Source organism: Ruegeria sp. BF10, assembly GCF_056538725.1.
On sequence record NZ_JBQFTR010000001.1, the window covers coordinates 1,165,340 to 1,185,076 of the forward strand.

Sequence of the window (19,737 nt, forward strand, 5' to 3'; positions counted from 1 at the left end):
GCATCGCGCGGCAGCGCGATTCATCGCACATTATTCACGCATTGCAGCCTGCGCACAAAAACAGGACGCCGCAACCGCCCGATCTGCCCGGGCCAGAGCCAGATCCAGGCGTTGTTTGACCTGTAGGATTTCAACATCTTCCCCGCGGGCTTTGAGGCAATCGTACAGCCCCTTCAGGCTCCACACGTTGTCGGGATGGATCGAAGCGCGGCTGAGCGAACCGCCAAGGCCAAGATCTTCGCGATAGACAGCCTCTGCTTCTGCCGCATGACCTTGTTCGAACAGCAATGCGCCAAGCGCGTGGCGGGTGGGCTGCATCCAGCCCCAGGGCTCGTCATAGGGCAGGGTGTCGTCCAGTTCGACCGAGCGGCGCAGATGGGCAAAGGCGATCTCGAAATTGCCCTTTCGGTACTCGATCTCACCGCGCAGCATCTCTCGCGCGATTTCCAGCAGGTCGATCACACGATTGTTGTGCAGCCTGCGCGTTTCCGGAACGCATTCCCTGGCTGCGAGAAACAGGTTCTCTTCCGCTTCGGCATGGACAACATCACCGGTTGCGGCAAGTGCGATGGCGCGGGCGTAGTGGGTCGTGGCCGTCAGGGTGCGGTAGAGATCCGGGTCGGAGGGCAGCTCCAGCGCCCTGGCCTCTTCCCAGCGGCCAAAGCGGATCAGGATGTGCGGCCCCATGGACATGTAGCTTTCGAAGTAATCCGCCATGGGGGGGCTTTCGATGCGAAGCATTTCTTCGGGCGTCGTTTCCCACAAACCCTGATTGGCGCGCAGGGCAGGTTCGATCTGCCCCAGAAACAGCGCGCCGTAGATGGCGAAGTGATAGTTGTGTTGGCGGTAGCCGGTGTAGATATTGAACGCGCCTTCGCGTTCGTAATACTTCAGATCCGCGTCCGAGGCTTTTTCGTTCCAATGCACCACGTTGTGGTAGTGGCCGCACAGCACGTCGATATGCGTCGGCATATGCACCAGGTGCCCCGCATCGGGCACCAATGTGCGCAGGACATCACCGGCTTTCAGGGCTTTTTCCGGGGTGGGCGACATCTCCATCAGGTGAACATAAAGGTGCAGCAGGCCGGGATGAGACATGGCGGCCGGATCGTTGGACAGGACCCATTCCAACGCCTCTTGCGCTTCAAGCGTCGCAGCGCCATCTGCCGGTTGGCCTGTTTGCAGGTCCCACATTTTCCAGGGCGTCAGGTTCAAAAGCGCCTCGACGTAGATGGTGCGCAGGTCCGCATGATCGGGGTGCGCGGCGAACGCCGCGCGCATTGCTTCGGCAAACTCGTGATCCCACCGGTGCATGTCCTCTGCCGGATCCCGCTGCGGGTATCGCGCTGGAAGGGCTCGGATCAGAGCTTGCTCGACAGGCGTACAGCGGTCCGCCAATCGAAGGGCGTTTTGCATGGCATCATAAGCCAGCGCCAGCGCCTTGCTGCGTCCCTGCTTGTCCTGCAAGTCCCATGGCAGGTTGTAATTTGGCCCGGCTGCATAGGCGACGCCCCAGTATGCCATGGCGCATTGGGGGTCATGTTCGACTGCACGCTGGAAACAAACCACGGCTTCTTCGTGATTGTACCCATAGGTCCAGTTCAGGCCGCGGTCGAACCACAGCTGAGCCTCGGGAACGGAGGTCGTTACCGGACAGGAATAGCTGCCCAGATCATAGTATTCACGCATCAGAAGCCCTCCGCTCGGTTCAGGTCGAGAGTAGCGCGTTTCTGACGAGTCGCACAGATCAGGCTGGCAGGCGTTCTTCAACGCGGCCCATATGCAGCATAAGCCCGAAGGCCAGAATGCACATGCTCAGGATGCCGAAGGTCAAAGGCGTGATCGAACCGTCGAACAACAGCCCGATTGGTGCGGCGATGGCGGCGGCCAGCACCGTCGAAATCGATCCGATGACCGAGGCTGCCATTCCGGCAATATGCCCCATCGGCTCCATCGCGATGGCGTTCAGGTTGCCCATCGTCACGCCGGCCATGAAAAACACCATGGTTTGCCAGAACACGAACAGCGCAAATGAAGCGTCCGGCGAAAGGTGCATGGTGTTGAGCGTCATGACAAAAGCGGTGATCAGGATTTGCCCACCCAGCGCCCATGTCACCATCCGGCGCATGCCCACACGCACCACTAGTGCCGCGTTCAGCAAACTGGCCGACCCGGACATCAGCGCCACGAACCCGAACCAGAACGGAAAACTTTCGGCGCGGTCATGGATTACGTCATAAATGGGCTGAACCATTGTCAGCATGGTGAACAGCACCCCCATGCAAAGCGTCTGAACCATGATCGAAAGGCGCACGGTCGGATGGGAAAACATTTCCTTCGCGGCCGAGAACATCAGCGGAATGCGGAAGGGACGGCGGTTTTCCCGGGCCAGAGATTCCGGCAAGCGAACACCCATCCAGGAAATGATGACCAACGCAAACAGAATGAAAGACACGAAGATCCCGCGCCAGCCAAACAGGGCGATCACACCGGCGCCCAACATCGGTGCCGCTGCGGGTACCAACGTGAAAATCATCATCGCAATCGAGACGATCCGCGCCATTTCGCGGCCCGAATACAGGTCGCGAATGATCGCCATGGCCACCACGCGCGGACCTGCGGCGCCCAGGCCCTGAACCACACGCGCAATCAAGACCAGTTCCAGTGAAGAACTGGCCCACGCAACCGCTGAGGCTGCAATGTATAGGGCCGCGCCGCCGTAAATGACCGGCTTGCGTCCCAGCGCATCCGAAAGAGGGCCGGTGAAAAACGTGCCGATCCCCATGCCCAATACAAATGACGTCAGGATCAGTTGGGCACGGTTAACGTCATCGGGGCTGAGCTGCGCGCCGATCTCGGGCAGCGCAGGCAGCATTGAATCGATCGAAAAGGCGATGGTGGCGAACATCATTGCAATCAGTGCGATGAATTCCGCCTTCGACATGCGATTGGCCATGAAGCACTCCTAACCCGTTCGCGCTATCACGGCGGGTCGGCATAGGCCAGACTGGAAAATTGCACAGACCTCTGTGCTATTCTGCAGGGGAAGCCTCAAGTTGAGACATGATTTCAGCGATCACTTTCTCCCACATTTCAGGAGGTTGCGCGCCGGGAACTGCATGTTGGTTCGCAACGATGAAGGTCGGGACCGAACTGACGCCCATTTTGCGGGAATGAGCATCGCGGTTGCGGATTTCCTCGCGGTCGGCGTCTGATTTCAGCAACTTCATGACCACGGCTGCGTCCATTCCGGTGCTGTCTGCGATGTCGGCCAGCACCTCGTGGTCGCCGATGTCGCGACCCTGTACGAAATAGGCGTCGAACAGCGCATCCACCACCTCGTTCTGCTTGCCTTCGATGCCAGCCCAATGGATCAGGCGATGGGCGTCCAGCGTGTTGGGGGTACGTTCCATGGCCTCGAAGTTGATGTTCAAACCTGCCTTTTCGGCCTGTTCCACCACCGGCGCATAGGCGCGAACCGCGCCGTCCTTGCCGCCGAACTTGCGCTCGAGATATTCGCGCCGATCCATTCCCGCATCCGGCATGTCAGGGTTCAACTGGAACGGATGCCATTCAATGACAAAGGGGTGGTCGGGCGCGTTGGCCAGCGCCTTGTCCAGTTGAGTCTTGCCGATATAGCACCACGGGCAGATCGGATCGGACAGGATGTCGAGCTTGACGGTCTGGGTCATTTTGTTGGTGCCTCGAAATAGGCCGGCAGCGCCCGGCGCAGGAGTTTGCCGTTTCCGCCGGTCGGCAGGGCAGGCAGATGGATGAAGGCGCGGGGTTGTTTGTACCGCGCCAGGTTGGCTTCGACATAGGTGCGCAAGGCCGCATCGTCCAGCTTTTCCGGGCCCGTATAGAAGGCCGCGATCACAAATGTGTCCGGTTTGACCTCGACTGCCGCTGCGCCGACTTGGGTGATGCCCGGAAAGCGGGACAGGGCGGCTTCGACCTCGACCGGGGACACGCGATAGCCACCCGCGTTCATCATGTCGTCGTCGCGGCCCAGATAGCTGATTTGGCCATCCACTGCCATGGCCCCCTGATCGCCAGTCAGAAACCATTCACCCTGCATCCGCGTTTCAACCTCATCGGGTGCGTTGAGATAGGTCAGCATCAACCCGGGGTCAGACCGGTGAATGGCGATGGTGCCTTCCTGCCCCTGTGGCACCGGACCGTCCGGACCAAGGATCGCCACACGACGCCCGGGTTGCGGTTGTCCCAATGCGTCGCCGCGCGCAGGATGGTTCGGGCTGGAGGAAATGAAGGTAGAGCATTCGGACATGCCGTAGGCTTCGAACAGCTCGGTGCCGGTGGCGTTCAGCCACTGTTCGTGCAGGGCGCGCGACAGTTTCTCACCCGCGCACAATCCGTGGCGCAGGTCTGGCAGCTCCAACCGATTGCGCCCTTGCACCAACTTGCGAAAGACCCCCGGGGCCGCAGCAAAGATCGTTGCGCCATGCTGGCGCAGCAACTCTGGCAGGGCCGTTAAATCGGTGCCGGGTTCCGGGATCAGGGCGGTTGCCCCCATGGTCCATGGATCCATCAACCCAGTGCCCAGCGTATAGGTCCAGTTGAAAGCCCCCGCGTGACACAGCCGGTCGGTCTCGCGTAGACCATACCAGCCATCCACCATCATCTGCCGCGCCCAGATTGCCCGATGGGCATGGGCCACGGCCCGAGGCTTGCCCGAAGTTCCAGAGGTGTAGACGACATAGGCCATACGTTCCGGATCGCCCATGTCAAAATCTGCCGGGGGCAGGTTTCGCATCGCTTTCAACGCGTCCAGCCCGATCTGCCTGGAATGCGAGGCGCAGGCAACGCCCGGATCACGCAGTATGGCCGCCGGAGAAAGCTCGTCGATCATTTTGGCGGTTTCGGGTTCCGTCAGCTGCGACGATGTCGGCACCGGCACGATACCCACGGCAATTGCCGCCAGATAGGCAATCGGGAAATCCACCGTGTTTCCCAACCGCATCAGGGCAATATCACCGGGTTTCAACCCGGCCCGCAGCAACCCCGCGCCGGTGCCCAGCACGGCTGCTTTCAGATTGCGATAGGTCCAGTCCAGCGCGCCATTCGGGCGCAATACTGACAAGGCCACTTTGTCCGGCGCGTGATCGGCGCGGCCCAGAACATGAGCCGCCAGATTGAATGGCGCGGGGCAGGGTGCGGGCGACCCCTGATCGAAGATTGACAACATGGCCTCTGGCTATCGCGCCGCCTGTCGCGTTGCAAGCGTGGCTGGCCGGGCCTATAGAAGGGTCATGAGCACTCAAGATCCCAAATCTCTGATCCGAATTGCCCGCGACTCTGGCGCCCATACCGAAGTCGAACCGTTGGACCTTGGCGCACGTGTGCGAGAACTGCGCAAAGCGCGGGAATGGACATTGGAACAGGCGGCCAGTCAGGCCGGATTGGCACGTTCGACCCTCAGCAAGATTGAAAACGGGCAGATGTCGCCGACCTACGACGCGCTCAAGAAGCTTGCGACCGGGCTGGAGATTTCTGTGCCGCAACTGTTCACGCCGCCCCAGCGCGATCAGGTGATCGGACGCATGGCGATCACCCGTGTGGGCGACGGCACGGCCCATGCCACGACAACCTATGAACACGAGCTGCTGGCCGAAACCCTGACCAAGAAACAAATGCTGCCCTATCGTGCGCGGGTCCGTGCAAGATCAATGGATGAATTTGACGGCTGGGTGCGCCATGACGGTGAAGAATTCATGTATGTGCTGACCGGTGTCGTCAAGCTTTACACCGAGTTTTACGAGCCGGTTGAGATGCGCAGAGGGGACAGTGCGTATTACGACGGCAGCATGGGCCACAACGTGATTTCCGTCAGTGACGAAGACGCGACGATCCTTTGGGTCACATCACTTGCCTAAAGCGGTTCGGCTGAATTCCCGGTTCAGCCCTTCGGTGAACAGGAAATCTTCGACCTCTTCATGCGCCTCGTTCATCGTAAGTTGGTGACGTTCGGCCAAATAGGCTTCAAACCCTTTTCGATCCTTCAACACGCGCATCATGTCCTTGTCACGCAGGTTCGGGAAACGCCGCTTTGCGCGTTCGCATGCCGCATTCCAGTCGTTCGTAAGATCGGTCCAGTTCATCATCAATGAGCTTCCCTTAGCAACGATTAGGACTGCTCTCCCCCGATACCAGAGTACGGATAGGGTGCCGCAGGGTAAGACATGACAAAATGTCGCAGCGCTGGACCACGCTTTTTCGAGGGGGATTTGTGCCCGCTGCGAAGTTTCCGCAACGGGCCGACGGGCCTACATTTGGTGTGAGTGGCGGCGGGCCCGTTTGTTCTTTGGTTTCCAGCGTCAGATTGTCCGGGCAGTCCGGGATCTTGGGCTGTCTCCGGCTGTTTCTGAGGGCTAAATATGCCGTTTATATACAGATTTTTATGGATGAGTAAAACTGTTCGAGGGCGTTTCCTGCGGGATCACCCGGTGATGATGGTGTTGGCAGCACTTTATGGCGGTTTGTGTGCGATCAAACGATATCTTGTATGACGTGGCAATGTGCTGAATTTTGCCGACTGATGGAAACTTTCTGACCGGAGATTGTACGGAACAGGTGGAGCTTCGAGCCTCCGACGTTCGGAATGCCCGCTTGGAAGGACCAGCCGGGATCACATATCCATCGGCTGGCCTGTGGATCACGCCTCTATCGGGCGTCGTACCACCATACCTCTGGCATGTATTGCGGACCGTCGCCATAGATGGGCAGGGTTTTCGGGTGCTTCAGTTCTTTGACATGCGCAATGCGTCCGATGTCAAAGCTCCAGATCGGGATGACATAGCGGCCTGCTGTCAGTACCCGGTCCAGCGCACGGGTGGCGGCGGTAAAGTCCTCGCGGGTTTTTGAGGCCAGCATGGCATCGATCATGGCATCAACTGCGGGCGAGGATACGCCCATCAGGTTGCGTGTGCCGGGGGCATCAGCAGTTTCGCTGCCCCAATAAAGACGCTGTTCATTGCCAGGAGACAGAGAAAGTGCCCGGCGGAACGTCGTGACGTCAAAGTCCAGTTCAGACGTGCGCCCGACATATTGGGCATTGTCGACCTGTTCCGTCGTGACCCGGATGCCAAGACGTTCCAGCGCGCGGGAATAGATCTCGACCACGGTTGCCATCTCGCTGTCGCCCTGTTGCAGCAGGAAAGTCACCTGAAAGGCATCACCATTTCCGTTGCGCAGTTCGCCGTCCTGAACGGTCCAGCCTGCCTCGCTCAAAAGCTTGGTGGCCTTGCGAAGGTTTGACCGATTCCGGGCCGATCCGTCCCCCTTCGGCAGTTCATACCCTTCCAGCGTGCCGGGCAACAGGATGTCAGCGTAAGGAAGCAACAGGTCTTTAACCTGCCCCCGGGCCGGGCCGGGCTGCATGGCAAGGTCGGACCCCGAGAAATAAGACGTGATCCTTGGTTGGGCGCCACCGGTTATCGTGTCGTTGATGAACTCGAAGTTGAAGGCAAGCATCAGCGCTTCGCGCACGCGCCAGTCGTCGAACGGAGCCTTTCGTGTGTTCATCACGAACCCGGTCATTCCCGACGGTTTTCCATGCGGAATTTCAGTCTTGATGACGTCGCCGCGCTGCACGGCGGGAAAGTTGTATTGCGTGTCCCATTTGTCGGCATTGAATTCACGAATGGCCGACAACTCTCCGGCTTTGAAAGCTTCGAACAAGACGCTGCCGTCGCCGTAGAATTCGATCCGCAGCTCATCAAGGTTCATGGTGCCGCGGCGAAACGGAATGTCGGTCCCCCAATAGTCCGAATTGCGTCGCAGATTCACAAAGCGCCCCGCTTCGTAGCTTTCGATCACATAGGGGCCGGTTCCAATCGGCACATCATGCAGTTGTGCATCCGCGAAATCCTTGCCCTCCCATTGCGCCTTTTTCAGGATCGGGCGCATCCCGGCCAGCAGCGCAAGCTCTCGGTCGGGCTCATTGAACGTGATCCGTACCGAACGCGGGCCGGTTTGTTCGATACTGTCGATCTTGCCCCAAAGCCCGCGATAGCGCAGATGCCCCCGGGTGCCCAAAGTCTCGTAAGACCAGATCACATCATCGACCGTGACCGGGGTGCCGTCTGAAAAACGCGCCTCCTCCCGCAGGGTGAATTCGACCCAGGACCGGTCTGGATCGGTCTCAACTGATTCGGCTAACAGCCCGTAAAGTGTGAAAGGTTCGTCCCAGGATCGCCCCATCAGGCTTTCGTGGGTCCAGAACGGCAATTGCCATGGCGCGGTGCCTTTTTGCAAAAACGGGTTCAGGCTGTTAAAGCCGCCCGTGTTTCCGAACACCGCTTTGCCGCCTTTGGGGGCATCCGGGTTGGCGTATGGGAGTGACACAAAATCCGGTGGTAGGGCCGGGTCCCCATACATAGCTATGCCATGAGACGATTCTGCATGGGCGACGGAGATCACGAAAATGCTGGCGATTCCCGCCAAAAGGGATCGAAACGGACGGAGAAAATCCGGGCTCATTTTGGAAACAATCCTGCTCTGGCCTTATTTTGTTGGTGTTCACCGTAGTGATGATTTTTCTTATTATCAAACTTTTAGCTTGGACCAAGGCGCAGAATTGCTTATAAAGGTTGCACTGCTCGATAGGTTTCTTGCCTGTATGAAACCTGCCTCAATAACTTAACGCCCGCTTCGTGCGGGCGTTTTTTTGTGCGTCGCGAAGTCTCAGGCCGGGATTCCAATCTGAAGTGTTTCCCCGTTTTCTTTGCAGGTGCAGCATGGCATGGTGCGCCTGATCAACGCTTGAGGGAGAATGGACATGAGCCTGTCCGGCAAAACGGCAATCATCACGGGATCAAATTCGGGCATCGGGCTGGGCGTCGCGCGCGAGCTGGCCAAGGCCGGTGCCGATGTGGTTCTGAATTCCTTTACCGATCGCGATGAAGATCACGCGCTGGCCGCCGAAATTGCGAAAGAGACCGGAACCAATGCGCGCTACATCAAGGCCGACATGTCCAAGGGCGAGGAGTGCCGATCCTTGATCGAACAGACGGGGTCTTGTGACATTCTGGTGAACAATGCCGGGATTCAGCATGTCTCGCCGATCGACAAATTCCCTGTTGAAAAGTGGGACGCGATTATCGCAATCAACATGAACTCGGCCTTTCACACCACGGCGGCCGCGTTGCCGATGATGCGCAAGGCGGGTTGGGGACGGGTGGTGAACATCGCCTCGGCCCACGGTCTGACGGCATCCCCTTACAAGGCGGCATATGTTGCGGCCAAACACGGCGTGGTGGGAATGACCAAGACCGTAGCGCTGGAAACCGCGCAGGAGCCGATCACCTGCAACGCCATCTGCCCGGGATATGTGCTGACGCCGCTGGTCGAGTCGCAGATCCCCGATACGATGAAAGAATACAACATGAGCCGTGAGGACGTTGTGAAGAACATTCTATTGGAACGGCAACCGTCCAAGGAGTTCGCCACCGTCGAGCAACTGGGTGGAACGACTGTCTTTCTGTGCTCGGACGCGGCGGCTCAGATCACCGGAACCACGATTTCCGTCGATGGCGGCTGGACAGCGCTTTGAGGTTTCGTGGGGGCGCTGCCCCCACACCCCCGGAGTATTTTGAAAAAGATGAAGGGGTTGCGGTATGAAGCGGATCAATCTGGCTTTGCAGGGAGGTGGGGCGCATGGGGCGTTCACCTGGGGTGTGCTTGATCGTCTTTTGGACGAGGAAGACATCGAGGTCGCTGCCATCACAGGAACTTCCGCAGGGGCGCTGAACGGTGCGGCCTACAAATCTGGTATGGTTCATTCCGGGCGCGAAGGCGCGCGGGCGCGCCTGGATGGGTTGTGGACGCGCATGGGCGCTATTGGCGACATGCGTTTTGCCAACTGGTTTCGCGGCCTGGAACCGGCGGCCATCGCGCAGGCGGTGGAATATTCTGTGCCGTTTTCGATCGGGGATGCGTGGTCGCGGATGGTGTCGCCCTATGCGTACGGACCGTTCTACAGCAACCCCTTGAAGCCGGTGGTGGACAGGTTCAATTTTGACGAGATATGCGCGGAAGAAGGCCCGCGCCTGTTTGTGTGCGCCACTTGCGTACGCAGCGGCAAGATCCGCGTCTTTACCGGAGACGAGATCAGCACGGATGCTATTCTGGCCTCGGCCTGTTTGCCGACCCTGTTCAAGGCGGTTGAGATTTTTGACCCGAATACAAACCGGACCGAAGCCTATTGGGACGGAGGGTATACCGGCAATCCGGCGCTCTATCCGCTGTTCAACGATGATTTGCCGGATGACGTGGTGATCGTGAACATCAATCCGCTGGAGCGCGACGAAGTTCCGGTCACACCGCAGCAAATCCAGAACCGGATCAACGAGATCAGCTTCAACTCATCCCTGTTTCGCGAGTTGCGGGCGATCAGCTTTGTCCAACGGTTGCTGAAAGAGGGCAAGCTGACTTCCGGAGAGATGAGCCGTGTTCTGGTTCACATGATTGCGGATGACGCGTTGATGAACAGCCTGTCCGTTGCCACCAAGACCGTGCCCAATCCGGTCATTCTACATAAGCTGAAACAGGCCGGACGGGACGCGGCGGATGGTTTTCTTGCCGAACACAAGGACGATTTGGGTCAGGCCAGCACAATTGATCTGCCTGCGATGTTCAGCTGATCATTCGGGTGGCTGGGTCGGATCTTTTCCATTCGGATAGACAAGCCCCGCTGAAATCACCAGTTTGGCTGCGTCTTCGATGCTCATATCCAGCAGAATCACGTCTTCTTCGGGGAAGAACAGCAGGAACCCCGATGTCGGGTTGGGTGTCGTGGGTACGAAGACGCTCAGCAGCTCTCCGCCGGTTTCGGCGCGTTCGCTTACCTCACCCTTGGCGCTGGTCGAGACAAAGCCGATGGCCCAGATTCCGCGACGCGGGTACTGGATCAGGCAGGCTTTTTCAAAAGAACGCTCAGTCTGGGCAAACACCGTTTCCGAAATCTGTTTGATCCCGGAATAGACCGAGCGCACGACAGGCATCCGGTCAACAACGCTTTCGGCGAAGTGGATCAGGGAACGGCCCAGAATGCCCTTGGCGATCCAGCCGACCAGAACGGTGAATATCAGGAAGATCACCACGCCCACACCGCGCAGGTTGATGCCCACGTACTGTTCGGGCTGGAACTGGTGGGGCACCAGCGGCAGGACCGCGCTGTCTATCCAGCCGACCACCGACCAGATCAGCCAGACCGTCAACCAGACAGGCGCAATGACCACGACGCCCGTCAGAAAGGACGCGCGCAGCCGTGAAAGCATGCCCGGGCGGCGGTGAGGTTCTTCGTCGAACGGTGTATTCATTGCGGTTCCGAATGGTTTCCGGAATTAGGTAGTCAATCCACGGCCTTGGTACAATAGGTTAACGTCACCTCTGTTTGACCAGCGCTTGCGCGATCTTTGCCGCCAACCGCGCATTGTTTCGAACAAGGGCGATGTTGGCGACCAGGGACCGGCCTTCGGTCTTTTCAAAGATACGTTGCAGCAGATAGGGGGTCACGGCTTTGCCGGTGATACGATGGGCATCCGCATCTGACTGGGCTTCGGCGATGATCGGGGCCAGTTCCTCGGCCGGGATCTGATTGGCGGCCGGAATCGGGTTTGCCACCAACTGCCCGCCCGGCAGACCCAGCGCGCGGCGGGTGGAGTGGGCCTTGGCGATGGCGTCGGCACTGTCCATGCGCAGGGGCGCGGCAAAGGGCGACTTTGCCGACCAGAACGCAGGAAACTCGTCCTGACCATGTGCAATCACGGGCACGCCCAGCGTTTCCAGAACCTCAAGCGTTTTGGCAAGGTCCAGGATGGCTTTCGCCCCGGCTGCGACGACGGTCACGGGCGTATGCCCAAGCTCGTGCAGATCGGCAGAGATGTCGAACGTGGTCTCGGCCCCCTGATGCACGCCGCCGATACCGCCGGTGGCAAAAACCTCGATCCCGGCATAATGCGCGGCGATCATCGTGGCGGCAACGGTGGTGGCCCCGGTGCCACCGGTCGAGATGCACGCTGCCATGTCCGCGCGCGAGATCTTGGCAACGCCTTGTGCCTGACCCAGCCATTGCAGCTGATCCTGCTCAAGCCCCACATGCAATTTGCCTTCGATCACGGCCATGGTTGCAGGAACCGCACCCGCATCGCGGATGTCCTGTTCGACCTGTGCCGCGACTTCGATGTTCTGCGGGTAGGGCATCCCGTGGGTGATGATGGTGCTTTCCAGCGCAACGATGGGCAGGCCCGCGTCCTTGGCGGCGCGGACTTCGGCTGAGTATTGGATGTCGATCACAGTGGGGTTTCTCCGGAAACGTAGGTTGCAGCGGCGTGCAGGGCGCGGGCCAGAGCCTCGTCACTGGATGCACCGCGGGATTCTGAGGCGATATGGGCCGCCATGAAAGTATCCCCGGCACCGGTCACGCGGGTGACCAGAACGGCAGGGGGTGTTTGCGTCAGGACTTCTGTCGAGCTGCCGATGGTTGCCGAATTGCCGCCATCGGTGACCAGAACGCGCAGCGCGCCGCGATCCAGAAGGCCTTTCGCGGCGGATTCGGAATCAGGGAATTCGCGCTGGCACAGGATGCCAGCCTCTTCGAGGTTCACATAGAGCGTGGCACGGGCGTGTTTCAGGAAGGGCAGCAGACGTTCGGCCTTACCGGGCGAGGCCGGGGCCACGCGCAGATCAGCAAGGGCAAAAGCAGGGCTTTGGGCAATTTCTTCCAGCAGGTCCAGTGTCAGATTGCCATCCAGTGCGATCGGGCCCTCAAACGGTGCGTTCTCATAGCCCAAAGGCCCGTGCATCAAGGGGCGCAGTATCTTTGCGCCTGCGGCCTCCAGCGAATGCGCGTCGGCAATCGCCGCGATCAACCCGTTCGCACCTTCGACGGCCATATAGCGGTCAGTCGGCAAATCCTGCGACCGATAGATGTGATCCGTCACCATGCCGAGGCGCGAACAGGCATGGACAAGCTCGTCGCCTTCGGGATCGCGGCCAATGGCGGTCAGCAGGGTGGGTGTCATGCCGAAACGCACCAGTGTCATGGCGATGTTCATCGCAACGCCGCCGGGCAGGCGGGTGATCCGGCCCGGCACGTCCGAGCCCTGTCGCATGGCGCTGGCCGATCGGCCGATCACGTCCCACAGGACCGAGCCGATGCACAGGATATTGGTGTTCTGAGTCATAGGGGACGTCATGCCGCAGCGGTGTAGCCCGTGCAAGCCGGAACGTCTTCGCAACAAGAGATTCCCGACCGGCCTGGGCCGAAATCGCCTTTGGGCTTGCGATCCGAGGCCTTCGCGGGAACAATCAAATGCAATGATTGGTGATTTTGTTTTCCTGTTGGAGCGTTTCGTATGAATGGCCCTGTCTTCCGTGCCATCCTCCGAGCCCTCAATACCTGCGCCCTGAGTATTATCGTTCTTCTGACCTTGCATCCGGGATCCGTAAAGGCGCAAACGGCCCCGCCGACGGTCATTGATTTCTGGGTCAAGGATGACACTCTGTTTCTTGAGGTGAAACTGAACGCCGAGGCTATGCTGGCCGGTGCCGATCCGACACAACCCGACGCTTATTCCGGCAATTCACAGTACCGATCTCTGCGACGATTGGTGTCATCGGAACTGGAACCTCAGATCAGGAATTTCGTTCAGGTCTGGAAGCAGAGCCTTGTTGTCGAAGCACCTGATCGCCTGGACCTGTCTTATGAAGGTGTGCGTATTCCCGTGGTGGGGGATGTGGAAAAAGTGCGTGTTTCCAAATTGTTGTTGACCGCTCATTTGTCGGATCAGGCATCGAACCTGCGCCTGACCTGGCCGCTGAACGGCGGGTCGGTCGTGCTTCGGCAGCAAAACGTTGTGGCCCCGTATACAGGGTTTCTGACGGCCGGAGAAATCAGCCCCTTGATCCCGTTGCAGGGCGGGGCGTCGCTGACGACCGAGCAGACATTGCAGACGTATTTCGCAAAGGGGATCAGCCGATTTGTTCAAAGCCCCCTAAAGCCATCCATCCTTGTTCTGACACTCGTGATGCTGACGCTGAGCCTGGGGCCTGTGATGTCTCAGGTGGCGTTTTTGGCAGCAGGAGTTTTTATCGGGCTCGGGTTGGGCATGTACGGTGTGCTGGACGTACCAGAAAACATGCAGGATCAGGCCTTGGTGGCTGCGATCATCATTCTGGCGCTATGGAACCTGGTGGCCCGGCACTTGCAGGTCTGGCGCCTGTTGGCTGTGCTTGCCGCAGGCAGTCTTCACGGGGTGATATTGGCTACGGCTCTGACTGGGATCGGGGTGCCGCCCGATCATCTGGCCCCGGCTGTTTTTGGGTTTGGCGTCGGAAATATAATGCCGATTGTCTTCGTGGCTGTTCTGGCCTTTGCCTGCGCGCTTTTGGTTGCAGGCGGGTCACACAGAACAAGAGGCCGGATTTCGGTTCTGGCCTCGATTCTGATCGCCGGGATCGGCGTGTATTGGATGGCTGAACCCTGGTTGCTGGCTTAAGAGATCGCCGCCAGCAGCCTGTTCAGCGCACCCAGCGGGTCGTCACCGCCCCAGATCTCGTCGCCGATACCAAAGAAATCGGTGCAGGGGGCCAGATCACCGATCAGTTCAGGCGTCAGGCCGCCTTCGGCCACGACCGGAACTTCGATCATCTCGGACCACCATTGGAACAGATCCTTTTCGGCGCGGGTTCCGTCGCCCAACGTGGCAGTGCCTACGGGGCCGAAGGCCACATAATCCGCGCCGTGTTCGCCCGCCGTCATGCCGTCATGGCTGGACGCGCCGCAGAAGCTTCCGACGATCGCGTCCGCGCCCAGTTCCTTGCGCGCGGCACGGACCGAGCGCGCGCCGTCATCCAGATGCACCCCGTCCAGCCCCAGACGTTGCGCCAGCAGCACGTGGTTCGAGATAACGATGGCTACGTCGCGGGCGTGGGCCACCTCGCGGCAGGCATCAGCAGCACGGGCGATGGTATCTTCGTCGTTGCCAGCCAGCGCCAGGCGGATGCAGGCGATCTCGGCCCCGTCCAGAACCGAGGCCAGTTTGGAGGGGAACGTGCTCAGCTCGATCGTCGGAGGCGTGATCAGGTAAATCTGCGGCTGCTCGGGGGTGTCCATGGGCGCGTCCTTCGGGTTTCAGTCTTTGGCGCGGTTTAGCGGATTGCGGCGGGGAAGCAAACTTTTATGGCTGAGGCCGCGCAAATAACACCCCCAACGCCTTGCCCTGCAAGTGCCTGCCGATTACAGCAGGCCAAGTTTTCATAAGGTGAACCATGCCCAGCGACAAATCCCAGCCTTCCTTCGTGCTTGTTCGCCCGCAGATGGGTGAGAATATCGGTGCCGCGGCCCGGGCGATGTGGAACTTTGGGCTGGACCGGATGCGCATCGTGGCGCCCCGTGACGGCTGGCCGAACCCCAAGGCGGTGGCGATGTCCAGCGGTGCGGGCCGGTTGCTGGACGAAGCGCAGCTGTTTGACGATCTGGCCGGATCGCTGGCCGACAGCACTTTTGTCTTCGCCACCACTGCACGGCAGCGCGGGCTGACAAAACCCGTCTACAGCCCCGAGCGCGCCATGCAGATCGCCGCTGAAAAGGTCGCGGCGGGCGAAAAGGTTGCGGTTCTGTTCGGCCCCGAACGCGCGGGGTTGGAGAACGAAGACATCGCCAAGGCAAACGCAATCATCTCGGTGCCTGTGAACCCGGAATACGCGTCGCTGAACCTGGGCCAATGCGTCTTGCTGACCGCTTACGAGTGGATGCGCCAGACCGGCGACGTGGTGCATGAATCCACCGATCTGGGCAAGGGCGACTGGGCCACGGGGATCGAAGTCGAAAAACTGGTCGAGCACTACGAGGACCGGCTGGAAGAGGCCGGGTTCTTCTACCCCCCAGAAAAGGCCGAGGGCATGAAGATCAACCTGCGCAACCTGTGGTCGCGGATGCGGATGACGCGGGCCGACGTGCAGATGCTGCACGGGATCATGCGGCAGATGGTCCGCTGGAAAGACAAAGGCTGAGGCTGGACCTATCTTCCGCCACACCCTAGCTTGCGACGAAATCAGGACATGAGGACAGCATGAGCGGTAAGCGCAGCATCTTCGAAGAGGTCTCGGACACGGAAAAACAACAGGCGGTTCAACCCGGTATGATCGACCGGGGGCGTGGCGGCGCGCGCAGGGCAATCCGTGCCTGGCTGATGATACTGTTTGCGCTGGTCGTCGTGATGATCGCAGTCGGCGGCCTGACGCGTCTGACTGACAGCGGTCTTTCGATCACCGAATGGCGCCCGATCACCGGAGCGGTTCCACCGATGTCCGAGGCCGACTGGCAGGCCGAGTTCGACAAGTACAAGCAGATCGACCAGTGGCGCATTCAGAACCAGTGGATGCAGCTGAGCGACTTCAAAACCATCTACTGGTGGGAATGGGGGCATCGCCAACTGGGCCGCTTGATCGGGCTGGTCTGGGCCGCCGGTTTTCTGGGTTTTCTCGTGGCCCGCAAGATACCCACGGGTTGGACAGGCAAGCTGCTGATCCCCGGCCTTATGGGCGGTGTGCAGGGTGCTGTCGGCTGGTGGATGGTCGCTTCGGGCGTGACGCAGGGCGAGGGGATGACCGCCGTCGCCAGCTATCGCCTGGCCACCCATCTGGGACTGGCCTTCGTAATTCTCGGGTTCCTCGCTTGGTATATTTTCGAGCTCGGCCGGGAAGAACGTGACCTGATGCAGGCACGCCGCATGAAGGAAGCGAAACTGTTCTCGCTGTCCACGGGCCTGATGCATTTCGCCTTTTTGCAAATACTCATTGGCGCGCTTGTCGCCGGGATCGACGCCGGACGGTCTTATACCGACTGGCCGCTGATCGGCGGGCAGCTGCTGCCGCCGGACGCCACCGCACTTGAACCGATGTGGCGCAATTTCTTCGAAAGCCCGGGGCTGGTACAGTTCATCCACCGCTGCGTGGGCTACGCCTTGTTCGCCTTTGGCATCTTCGTCTGGCGCCGCGGCAGCAGCAGCGCGCATCCCCAGACGCGCTTCGCCTTCAATGCGGCTTTTGCGGCCCTGTCGGTGCAGGTTGTCGTCGGTATCGTAACCGTCGTCTACGGAGCGCCCTGGCAGATCGCCATCTTCCACCAGTTCATGGCCGTCGTCGTCTGGACCCTGATCCTGCGCGCACGGTTCCTGACTGCATATCCAATCGCAACATCTGTGCGCGGAGAAAAATAACATGACCGCTTTCGATGAACTGATGGCTTTTCAGCGTGACACCTCGGCATTGGGCCAGGTTGCCGGTCGGCTTGGCTGGGATCAGGAAACCGTCATGCCGCGCGGGTCCGCACCTCAACGTGCCGAAGAAATGGCCGCTATCGAGGCGGTCCTTCATGCGCGTCGTGCAGATCCACGCGTGGCAGAGTGGCTGGATCAGGCCGCGCCTCAGGATGAAGTCGGAAAGGCGCAGCTTCGGGAAATCCGGCGCGCCTATGATCGGGCGGTCAAGGTGCCTGCCGATCTGGCTACGGCGATTGCCCGAATTACGTCCGCCGCACAGGGAACATGGGCCCAGGCGCGCGCGGACGAAGATGTCTCGGCGTTCCTTCCGGTGCTGGAAGAGGTCGTATCGCTGAAGCGTCAGGAAGGCGAGGCGCTGGCACAGGGCGGAGACGTCTATGACGCCATGGTCGAGGATTATGAACCCTATACGACCGGCGCTCAGATCGCGGCCATTTTCGATGAGATGCGTCCACGTCTGGTGGCCTTGCGCGCGGCTGTTCTGGACCGCCCGGAACCTGCCGCGCTGAGCGGCAGCTTTGATGAGCTGATCCAGATGCAGCTTGCGCAAAAACTGGCGATTACCTTCGGCTATGACCTGAACAACGGCCGTGTGGACAAGGCGGTTCATCCGTTCAGCTCGGGTTCGGGTCTGGATGTGCGCATCACCACGCGAACCAGCGAAACGGACCCGTTCAACTGCTTTTTTTCCACCATTCACGAGGTCGGCCACGCCGCTTACGAACAGGGGATCGACCGCGACTACCTGCTGACGCCACTGGGGCGTGGCGTATCCATGGGTGTGCATGAAAGCCAAAGTCGGATCTATGAAAACCAGCTTGGCCGTTCGCGTGCGTTTACGGGCTGGTTGTTCGATCAGATGAAAGACGCATTCGGCGATTTCGGAATTGCCGATGCAGACGCGTTCTATGCCACCGTCAACCGGGTTCACAACGGCTATATCCGCACCGAAGCCGATGAAGTGCAATACAATCTGCACATCATGCTTCGCTTCGATCTTGAGCGCGCTTTGATGGCCGGAGACTTGCAGGTCAACGAACTTGAGGCGGCCTGGAATGACCGCTTCAAGGCTGACTTCGGTTATGCGGTCGACAAACCGTCGAACGGCTGCTTGCAGGATGTGCACTGGTCGGTCGGGCTGTTCGGGTACTTCCCGACCTATTCGCTGGGCAATGTCTATGCAGGATGTCTGTATCAGGCCCTGCGAGCGGCGGTGCCGGGGCTGGATGCCCAACTGGCAGACGGCGACACATCTGGCGCAACTGCTTGGCTGCGCGAACACGTCCAGCAGCACGGCGGGCTTTATGCCCCGCGCGAGATTATCCGACGGGCAAGCGGCATTGAGCCGGGACCCGAACCTTTGCTGGGATATCTGGAACAGAAGTTCAGCGCGATATATGGGCTGTGAAAGCACGGAGCGGCAACTGAACGGTAAGGCTCATTGCTCTTTGCATTGCAGCAATGGCTTTGGTTTTAGCGCTCAAACCAGCGCGACCTGCGGAGAGCTTTTCACATCTGTACCGAGCACAGGAATGTGGCGGCGTGGGTGCCCCATGTATGGTTTCCGGACGTCAATACAGTGTATTGATTCCGAAGGGCAAAGGACCATTTCCGGCCGTGATCTTTCTTCATGGGCCGCGCGGAACGGGGCAGCGGGTGATTCAGAGTGCATTTCTTGTCAAGCCGATACTGGAGCGCGGGTATGCCATTGTCGCTCCGACCGCGCTGGAAATTGAATACCGAAACGGCCCGGGTACAAGGTGGGTTTGGAATGACGCATATTATGGCCGGGATGATTTTGAGTTCATTGCCAATATGCTTGAGGACGTGTTAGCTCGATTCCCCGTTGATCCGGCGCAGATCGTAACCACTGACCATTCCCGAGGCGGATCCTTCGCTTGGTATCTTGCCTGTGCAGTTATTGACCCATGTTTAAAAGCCTTCGCCCCTATTGCTGGAACACCGGTGCGTGGCCAGCCTGGGGATTGTGCTTCAGCGGACTTCGATTTCGATATGTTCTATAGCCATGGTCATGACGACACGGTTATTCCTTTCGCCGGTTCCGGGTCTTCGTGGTCTGATCCGGGATATATGGGTGCAGGTGAGGCTACGTTAAGGCTCGCATCTTCTGCAGGCTGCCAAAAGGATGAAGTTGTTGAGGCAGATAGCCATGATCAGCGCATTCTAAGCGGTTGTAAAACCGGTTCGACCGTTTCGGTGATCGGTTATGAGGCCGGGCATGGCGTTCCAAGTGGCTGGAGCGATCTGATGCTTGACTGGTTTGAGACGGTGAATGCTTTGGAATAGGGGCTTCCAACACAAAACTGGACTGGTGAAGACGGAGAGATGGTCGCGGGACATGCCGCGCAATTTGTCTTCGGCTTCACGCGGAACCCTTTATTGGGCGACGCCAACTTTCGTTTTGCGCAAA

The 19,737-nt window shown here is 59.5% G+C and carries 19 protein-coding genes; 9 read left to right on the forward strand and 10 right to left on the reverse strand.

The features are described 5' to 3' along the window. Positions 1–30 precede the first annotated feature (30 nt). The 4 genes from ACR0DJ_RS05920 to ACR0DJ_RS05935 all read right to left on the reverse strand — a co-directional run bounded on the left by ACR0DJ_RS05920 (position 31) and on the right by ACR0DJ_RS05935 (position 5,206). Positions 31–1,689, reverse strand: coding sequence for a tetratricopeptide repeat protein (locus tag ACR0DJ_RS05920; protein WP_480684174.1), 1,659 nt, complete (start codon positions 1,687–1,689; stop codon positions 31–33). Positions 1,690–1,747: 58 nt separating this feature from the next. Continuing rightward, a complete protein-coding gene (locus ACR0DJ_RS05925) occupies positions 1,748–2,956 on the reverse strand; it encodes a multidrug effflux MFS transporter (RefSeq protein WP_480684175.1) in 1,209 nt (402 codons plus the stop codon). Positions 2,957–3,032: 76 nt separating this feature from the next. Then, on the reverse strand, positions 3,033–3,692 hold the full coding sequence (locus ACR0DJ_RS05930; protein ID WP_257598816.1) for a DsbA family oxidoreductase: 660 nt from the start codon (positions 3,690–3,692) through the stop codon (positions 3,033–3,035). Further along, positions 3,689–5,206, reverse strand: a complete 1,518-nt coding sequence (locus ACR0DJ_RS05935; protein ID WP_480684176.1) for a class I adenylate-forming enzyme family protein — start codon at positions 5,204–5,206, stop codon at positions 3,689–3,691. Before ACR0DJ_RS05935 ends, ACR0DJ_RS05930 begins: the two co-directional genes overlap by 4 nt. 64 nt (positions 5,207–5,270) lie before the next feature. Here ACR0DJ_RS05935 and ACR0DJ_RS05940 point away from each other — a divergent pair, with 64 nt between their 5' ends. Further along, on the forward strand, positions 5,271–5,894 hold the full coding sequence (locus ACR0DJ_RS05940; protein ID WP_170344110.1) for a helix-turn-helix domain-containing protein: 624 nt from the start codon (positions 5,271–5,273) through the stop codon (positions 5,892–5,894). On the opposite strand, the gene ACR0DJ_RS05945 is transcribed toward ACR0DJ_RS05940, so the two are convergent. Further along, positions 5,883–6,122, reverse strand: a complete 240-nt coding sequence (locus ACR0DJ_RS05945) for a hypothetical protein (RefSeq protein WP_170344111.1) — start codon at positions 6,120–6,122, stop codon at positions 5,883–5,885. The two genes, ACR0DJ_RS05940 and ACR0DJ_RS05945, sit on opposite strands and share 12 nt — an antisense overlap. Before the next feature lie 559 nt (positions 6,123–6,681). After that, on the reverse strand, positions 6,682–8,499 hold the full coding sequence (locus ACR0DJ_RS05950; RefSeq protein WP_480684177.1) for an extracellular solute-binding protein: 1,818 nt from the start codon (positions 8,497–8,499) through the stop codon (positions 6,682–6,684). On the opposite strand from ACR0DJ_RS05950, the gene ACR0DJ_RS05955 reads away from it, so the two are divergent. The 3 genes from ACR0DJ_RS05955 (at position 8,444) to ACR0DJ_RS05965 (ending at position 10,661) form a co-directional block, all read left to right on the forward strand. Continuing rightward, positions 8,444–8,662, forward strand: coding sequence for a hypothetical protein (locus ACR0DJ_RS05955; protein WP_257598813.1), 219 nt, complete (start codon positions 8,444–8,446; stop codon positions 8,660–8,662). The genes ACR0DJ_RS05950 and ACR0DJ_RS05955 overlap by 56 nt on opposite strands. Before the next feature lie 135 nt (positions 8,663–8,797). Then, positions 8,798–9,571, forward strand: coding sequence for a 3-hydroxybutyrate dehydrogenase (locus tag ACR0DJ_RS05960; RefSeq protein WP_480684179.1), 774 nt, complete (start codon positions 8,798–8,800; stop codon positions 9,569–9,571). Positions 9,572–9,635: 64 nt separating this feature from the next. Then, positions 9,636–10,661: a patatin-like phospholipase family protein gene (locus ACR0DJ_RS05965; protein WP_480684180.1), complete on the forward strand. Its 1,026-nt coding sequence runs from the start codon at positions 9,636–9,638 to the stop codon at positions 10,659–10,661. Here the strand turns inward: ACR0DJ_RS05965 and ACR0DJ_RS05970 are convergent, their stop codons facing one another. The 3 genes from ACR0DJ_RS05970 to ACR0DJ_RS05980 form a co-directional block, all read right to left on the reverse strand. Continuing rightward, positions 10,662–11,339: a DUF502 domain-containing protein gene (locus tag ACR0DJ_RS05970; protein ID WP_170344115.1), complete on the reverse strand. Its 678-nt coding sequence runs from the start codon at positions 11,337–11,339 to the stop codon at positions 10,662–10,664. It lies immediately after the preceding gene. A gap of 64 nt (positions 11,340–11,403) precedes the next feature. Next, the gene (locus ACR0DJ_RS05975) at positions 11,404–12,315 is read right to left on the reverse strand and encodes a pseudouridine-5'-phosphate glycosidase (protein WP_480684182.1); all 912 of its coding nucleotides are present in this window, start codon (positions 12,313–12,315) and stop codon (positions 11,404–11,406) included. Beyond that, positions 12,312–13,205, reverse strand: a complete 894-nt coding sequence (locus ACR0DJ_RS05980; protein WP_480684184.1) for a PfkB family carbohydrate kinase — start codon at positions 13,203–13,205, stop codon at positions 12,312–12,314. The genes ACR0DJ_RS05975 and ACR0DJ_RS05980 overlap by 4 nt, the downstream gene beginning before the upstream one ends. Positions 13,206–13,376: 171 nt before the next feature. Here ACR0DJ_RS05980 and ACR0DJ_RS05985 point away from each other — a divergent pair, with 171 nt between their 5' ends. Then, a complete protein-coding gene (locus ACR0DJ_RS05985) occupies positions 13,377–14,519 on the forward strand; it encodes a HupE/UreJ family protein (protein ID WP_480684186.1) in 1,143 nt (380 codons plus the stop codon). On the opposite strand, the gene ACR0DJ_RS05990 is transcribed toward ACR0DJ_RS05985, so the two are convergent. After that, the gene (locus ACR0DJ_RS05990; protein WP_480684188.1) at positions 14,516–15,136 is read right to left on the reverse strand and encodes a thiamine phosphate synthase; all 621 of its coding nucleotides are present in this window, start codon (positions 15,134–15,136) and stop codon (positions 14,516–14,518) included. The genes ACR0DJ_RS05985 and ACR0DJ_RS05990 overlap by 4 nt on opposite strands. Before the next feature lie 155 nt (positions 15,137–15,291). Here ACR0DJ_RS05990 and ACR0DJ_RS05995 point away from each other — a divergent pair, with 155 nt between their 5' ends. The 4 genes from ACR0DJ_RS05995 to ACR0DJ_RS06010 all read left to right on the forward strand — a co-directional run bounded on the left by ACR0DJ_RS05995 (position 15,292) and on the right by ACR0DJ_RS06010 (position 19,613). After that, positions 15,292–16,035 (forward strand): RNA methyltransferase, encoded by a 744-nt coding sequence (locus tag ACR0DJ_RS05995; RefSeq protein ID WP_170344120.1) that lies wholly within the window; start codon positions 15,292–15,294, stop codon positions 16,033–16,035. Positions 16,036–16,094: 59 nt separating this feature from the next. Beyond that, on the forward strand, positions 16,095–17,243 hold the full coding sequence (ctaA, locus tag ACR0DJ_RS06000; RefSeq protein ID WP_480684190.1) for a heme A synthase: 1,149 nt from the start codon (positions 16,095–16,097) through the stop codon (positions 17,241–17,243). Between the two features lies 1 nt (position 17,244). Next, positions 17,245–18,714 carry a carboxypeptidase M32 gene (locus ACR0DJ_RS06005; RefSeq protein ID WP_480684192.1) on the forward strand — a complete coding sequence of 490 codons (1,470 nt, stop codon included), beginning with the start codon at positions 17,245–17,247 and terminating at the stop codon, positions 18,712–18,714. A 149-nt stretch (positions 18,715–18,863) separates the two neighbouring features. Beyond that, positions 18,864–19,613: a CE1 family esterase gene (locus ACR0DJ_RS06010; RefSeq protein ID WP_480684194.1), complete on the forward strand. Its 750-nt coding sequence runs from the start codon at positions 18,864–18,866 to the stop codon at positions 19,611–19,613. Positions 19,614–19,737 lie beyond the last annotated feature (124 nt).

Excerpts from the sequence above, each read along its gene's own strand:
- ACR0DJ_RS05920 (WP_480684174.1), bottom strand. The coding sequence starts at position 1,689 with ATGCGTGAATACTATGATCTGGGCAGCTATTCCTGTCCGGTAACGACC.
- ACR0DJ_RS05925 (WP_480684175.1), bottom strand. The coding sequence starts at position 2,956 with ATGGCCAATCGCATGTCGAAGGCGGAATTCATCGCACTGATTGCAATG.
- ACR0DJ_RS05930 (WP_257598816.1), bottom strand. The coding sequence starts at position 3,692 with ATGACCCAGACCGTCAAGCTCGACATCCTGTCCGATCCGATCTGCCCG.
- ACR0DJ_RS05935 (WP_480684176.1), bottom strand. The coding sequence starts at position 5,206 with ATGTTGTCAATCTTCGATCAGGGGTCGCCCGCACCCTGCCCCGCGCCA.
- ACR0DJ_RS05940 (WP_170344110.1), top strand. The coding sequence starts at position 5,271 with ATGAGCACTCAAGATCCCAAATCTCTGATCCGAATTGCCCGCGACTCT.
- ACR0DJ_RS05945 (WP_170344111.1), bottom strand. The coding sequence starts at position 6,122 with ATGATGAACTGGACCGATCTTACGAACGACTGGAATGCGGCATGCGAA.
- ACR0DJ_RS05955 (WP_257598813.1), top strand. The coding sequence starts at position 8,444 with ATGCTGGCGATTCCCGCCAAAAGGGATCGAAACGGACGGAGAAAATCC.
- ACR0DJ_RS05950 (WP_480684177.1), bottom strand. The coding sequence starts at position 8,499 with ATGAGCCCGGATTTTCTCCGTCCGTTTCGATCCCTTTTGGCGGGAATC.
- ACR0DJ_RS05960 (WP_480684179.1), top strand. The coding sequence starts at position 8,798 with ATGAGCCTGTCCGGCAAAACGGCAATCATCACGGGATCAAATTCGGGC.
- ACR0DJ_RS05965 (WP_480684180.1), top strand. The coding sequence starts at position 9,636 with ATGAAGCGGATCAATCTGGCTTTGCAGGGAGGTGGGGCGCATGGGGCG.
- ACR0DJ_RS05970 (WP_170344115.1), bottom strand. The coding sequence starts at position 11,339 with ATGAATACACCGTTCGACGAAGAACCTCACCGCCGCCCGGGCATGCTT.
- ACR0DJ_RS05980 (WP_480684184.1), bottom strand. The coding sequence starts at position 13,205 with ATGACTCAGAACACCAATATCCTGTGCATCGGCTCGGTCCTGTGGGAC.
- ACR0DJ_RS05985 (WP_480684186.1), top strand. The coding sequence starts at position 13,377 with ATGAATGGCCCTGTCTTCCGTGCCATCCTCCGAGCCCTCAATACCTGC.
- ACR0DJ_RS05990 (WP_480684188.1), bottom strand. The coding sequence starts at position 15,136 with ATGGACACCCCCGAGCAGCCGCAGATTTACCTGATCACGCCTCCGACG.
- ACR0DJ_RS05995 (WP_170344120.1), top strand. The coding sequence starts at position 15,292 with ATGCCCAGCGACAAATCCCAGCCTTCCTTCGTGCTTGTTCGCCCGCAG.
- ctaA (WP_480684190.1), top strand. The coding sequence starts at position 16,095 with ATGAGCGGTAAGCGCAGCATCTTCGAAGAGGTCTCGGACACGGAAAAA.
- ACR0DJ_RS06005 (WP_480684192.1), top strand. The coding sequence starts at position 17,245 with ATGACCGCTTTCGATGAACTGATGGCTTTTCAGCGTGACACCTCGGCA.
- ACR0DJ_RS06010 (WP_480684194.1), top strand. The coding sequence starts at position 18,864 with ATGGTTTCCGGACGTCAATACAGTGTATTGATTCCGAAGGGCAAAGGA.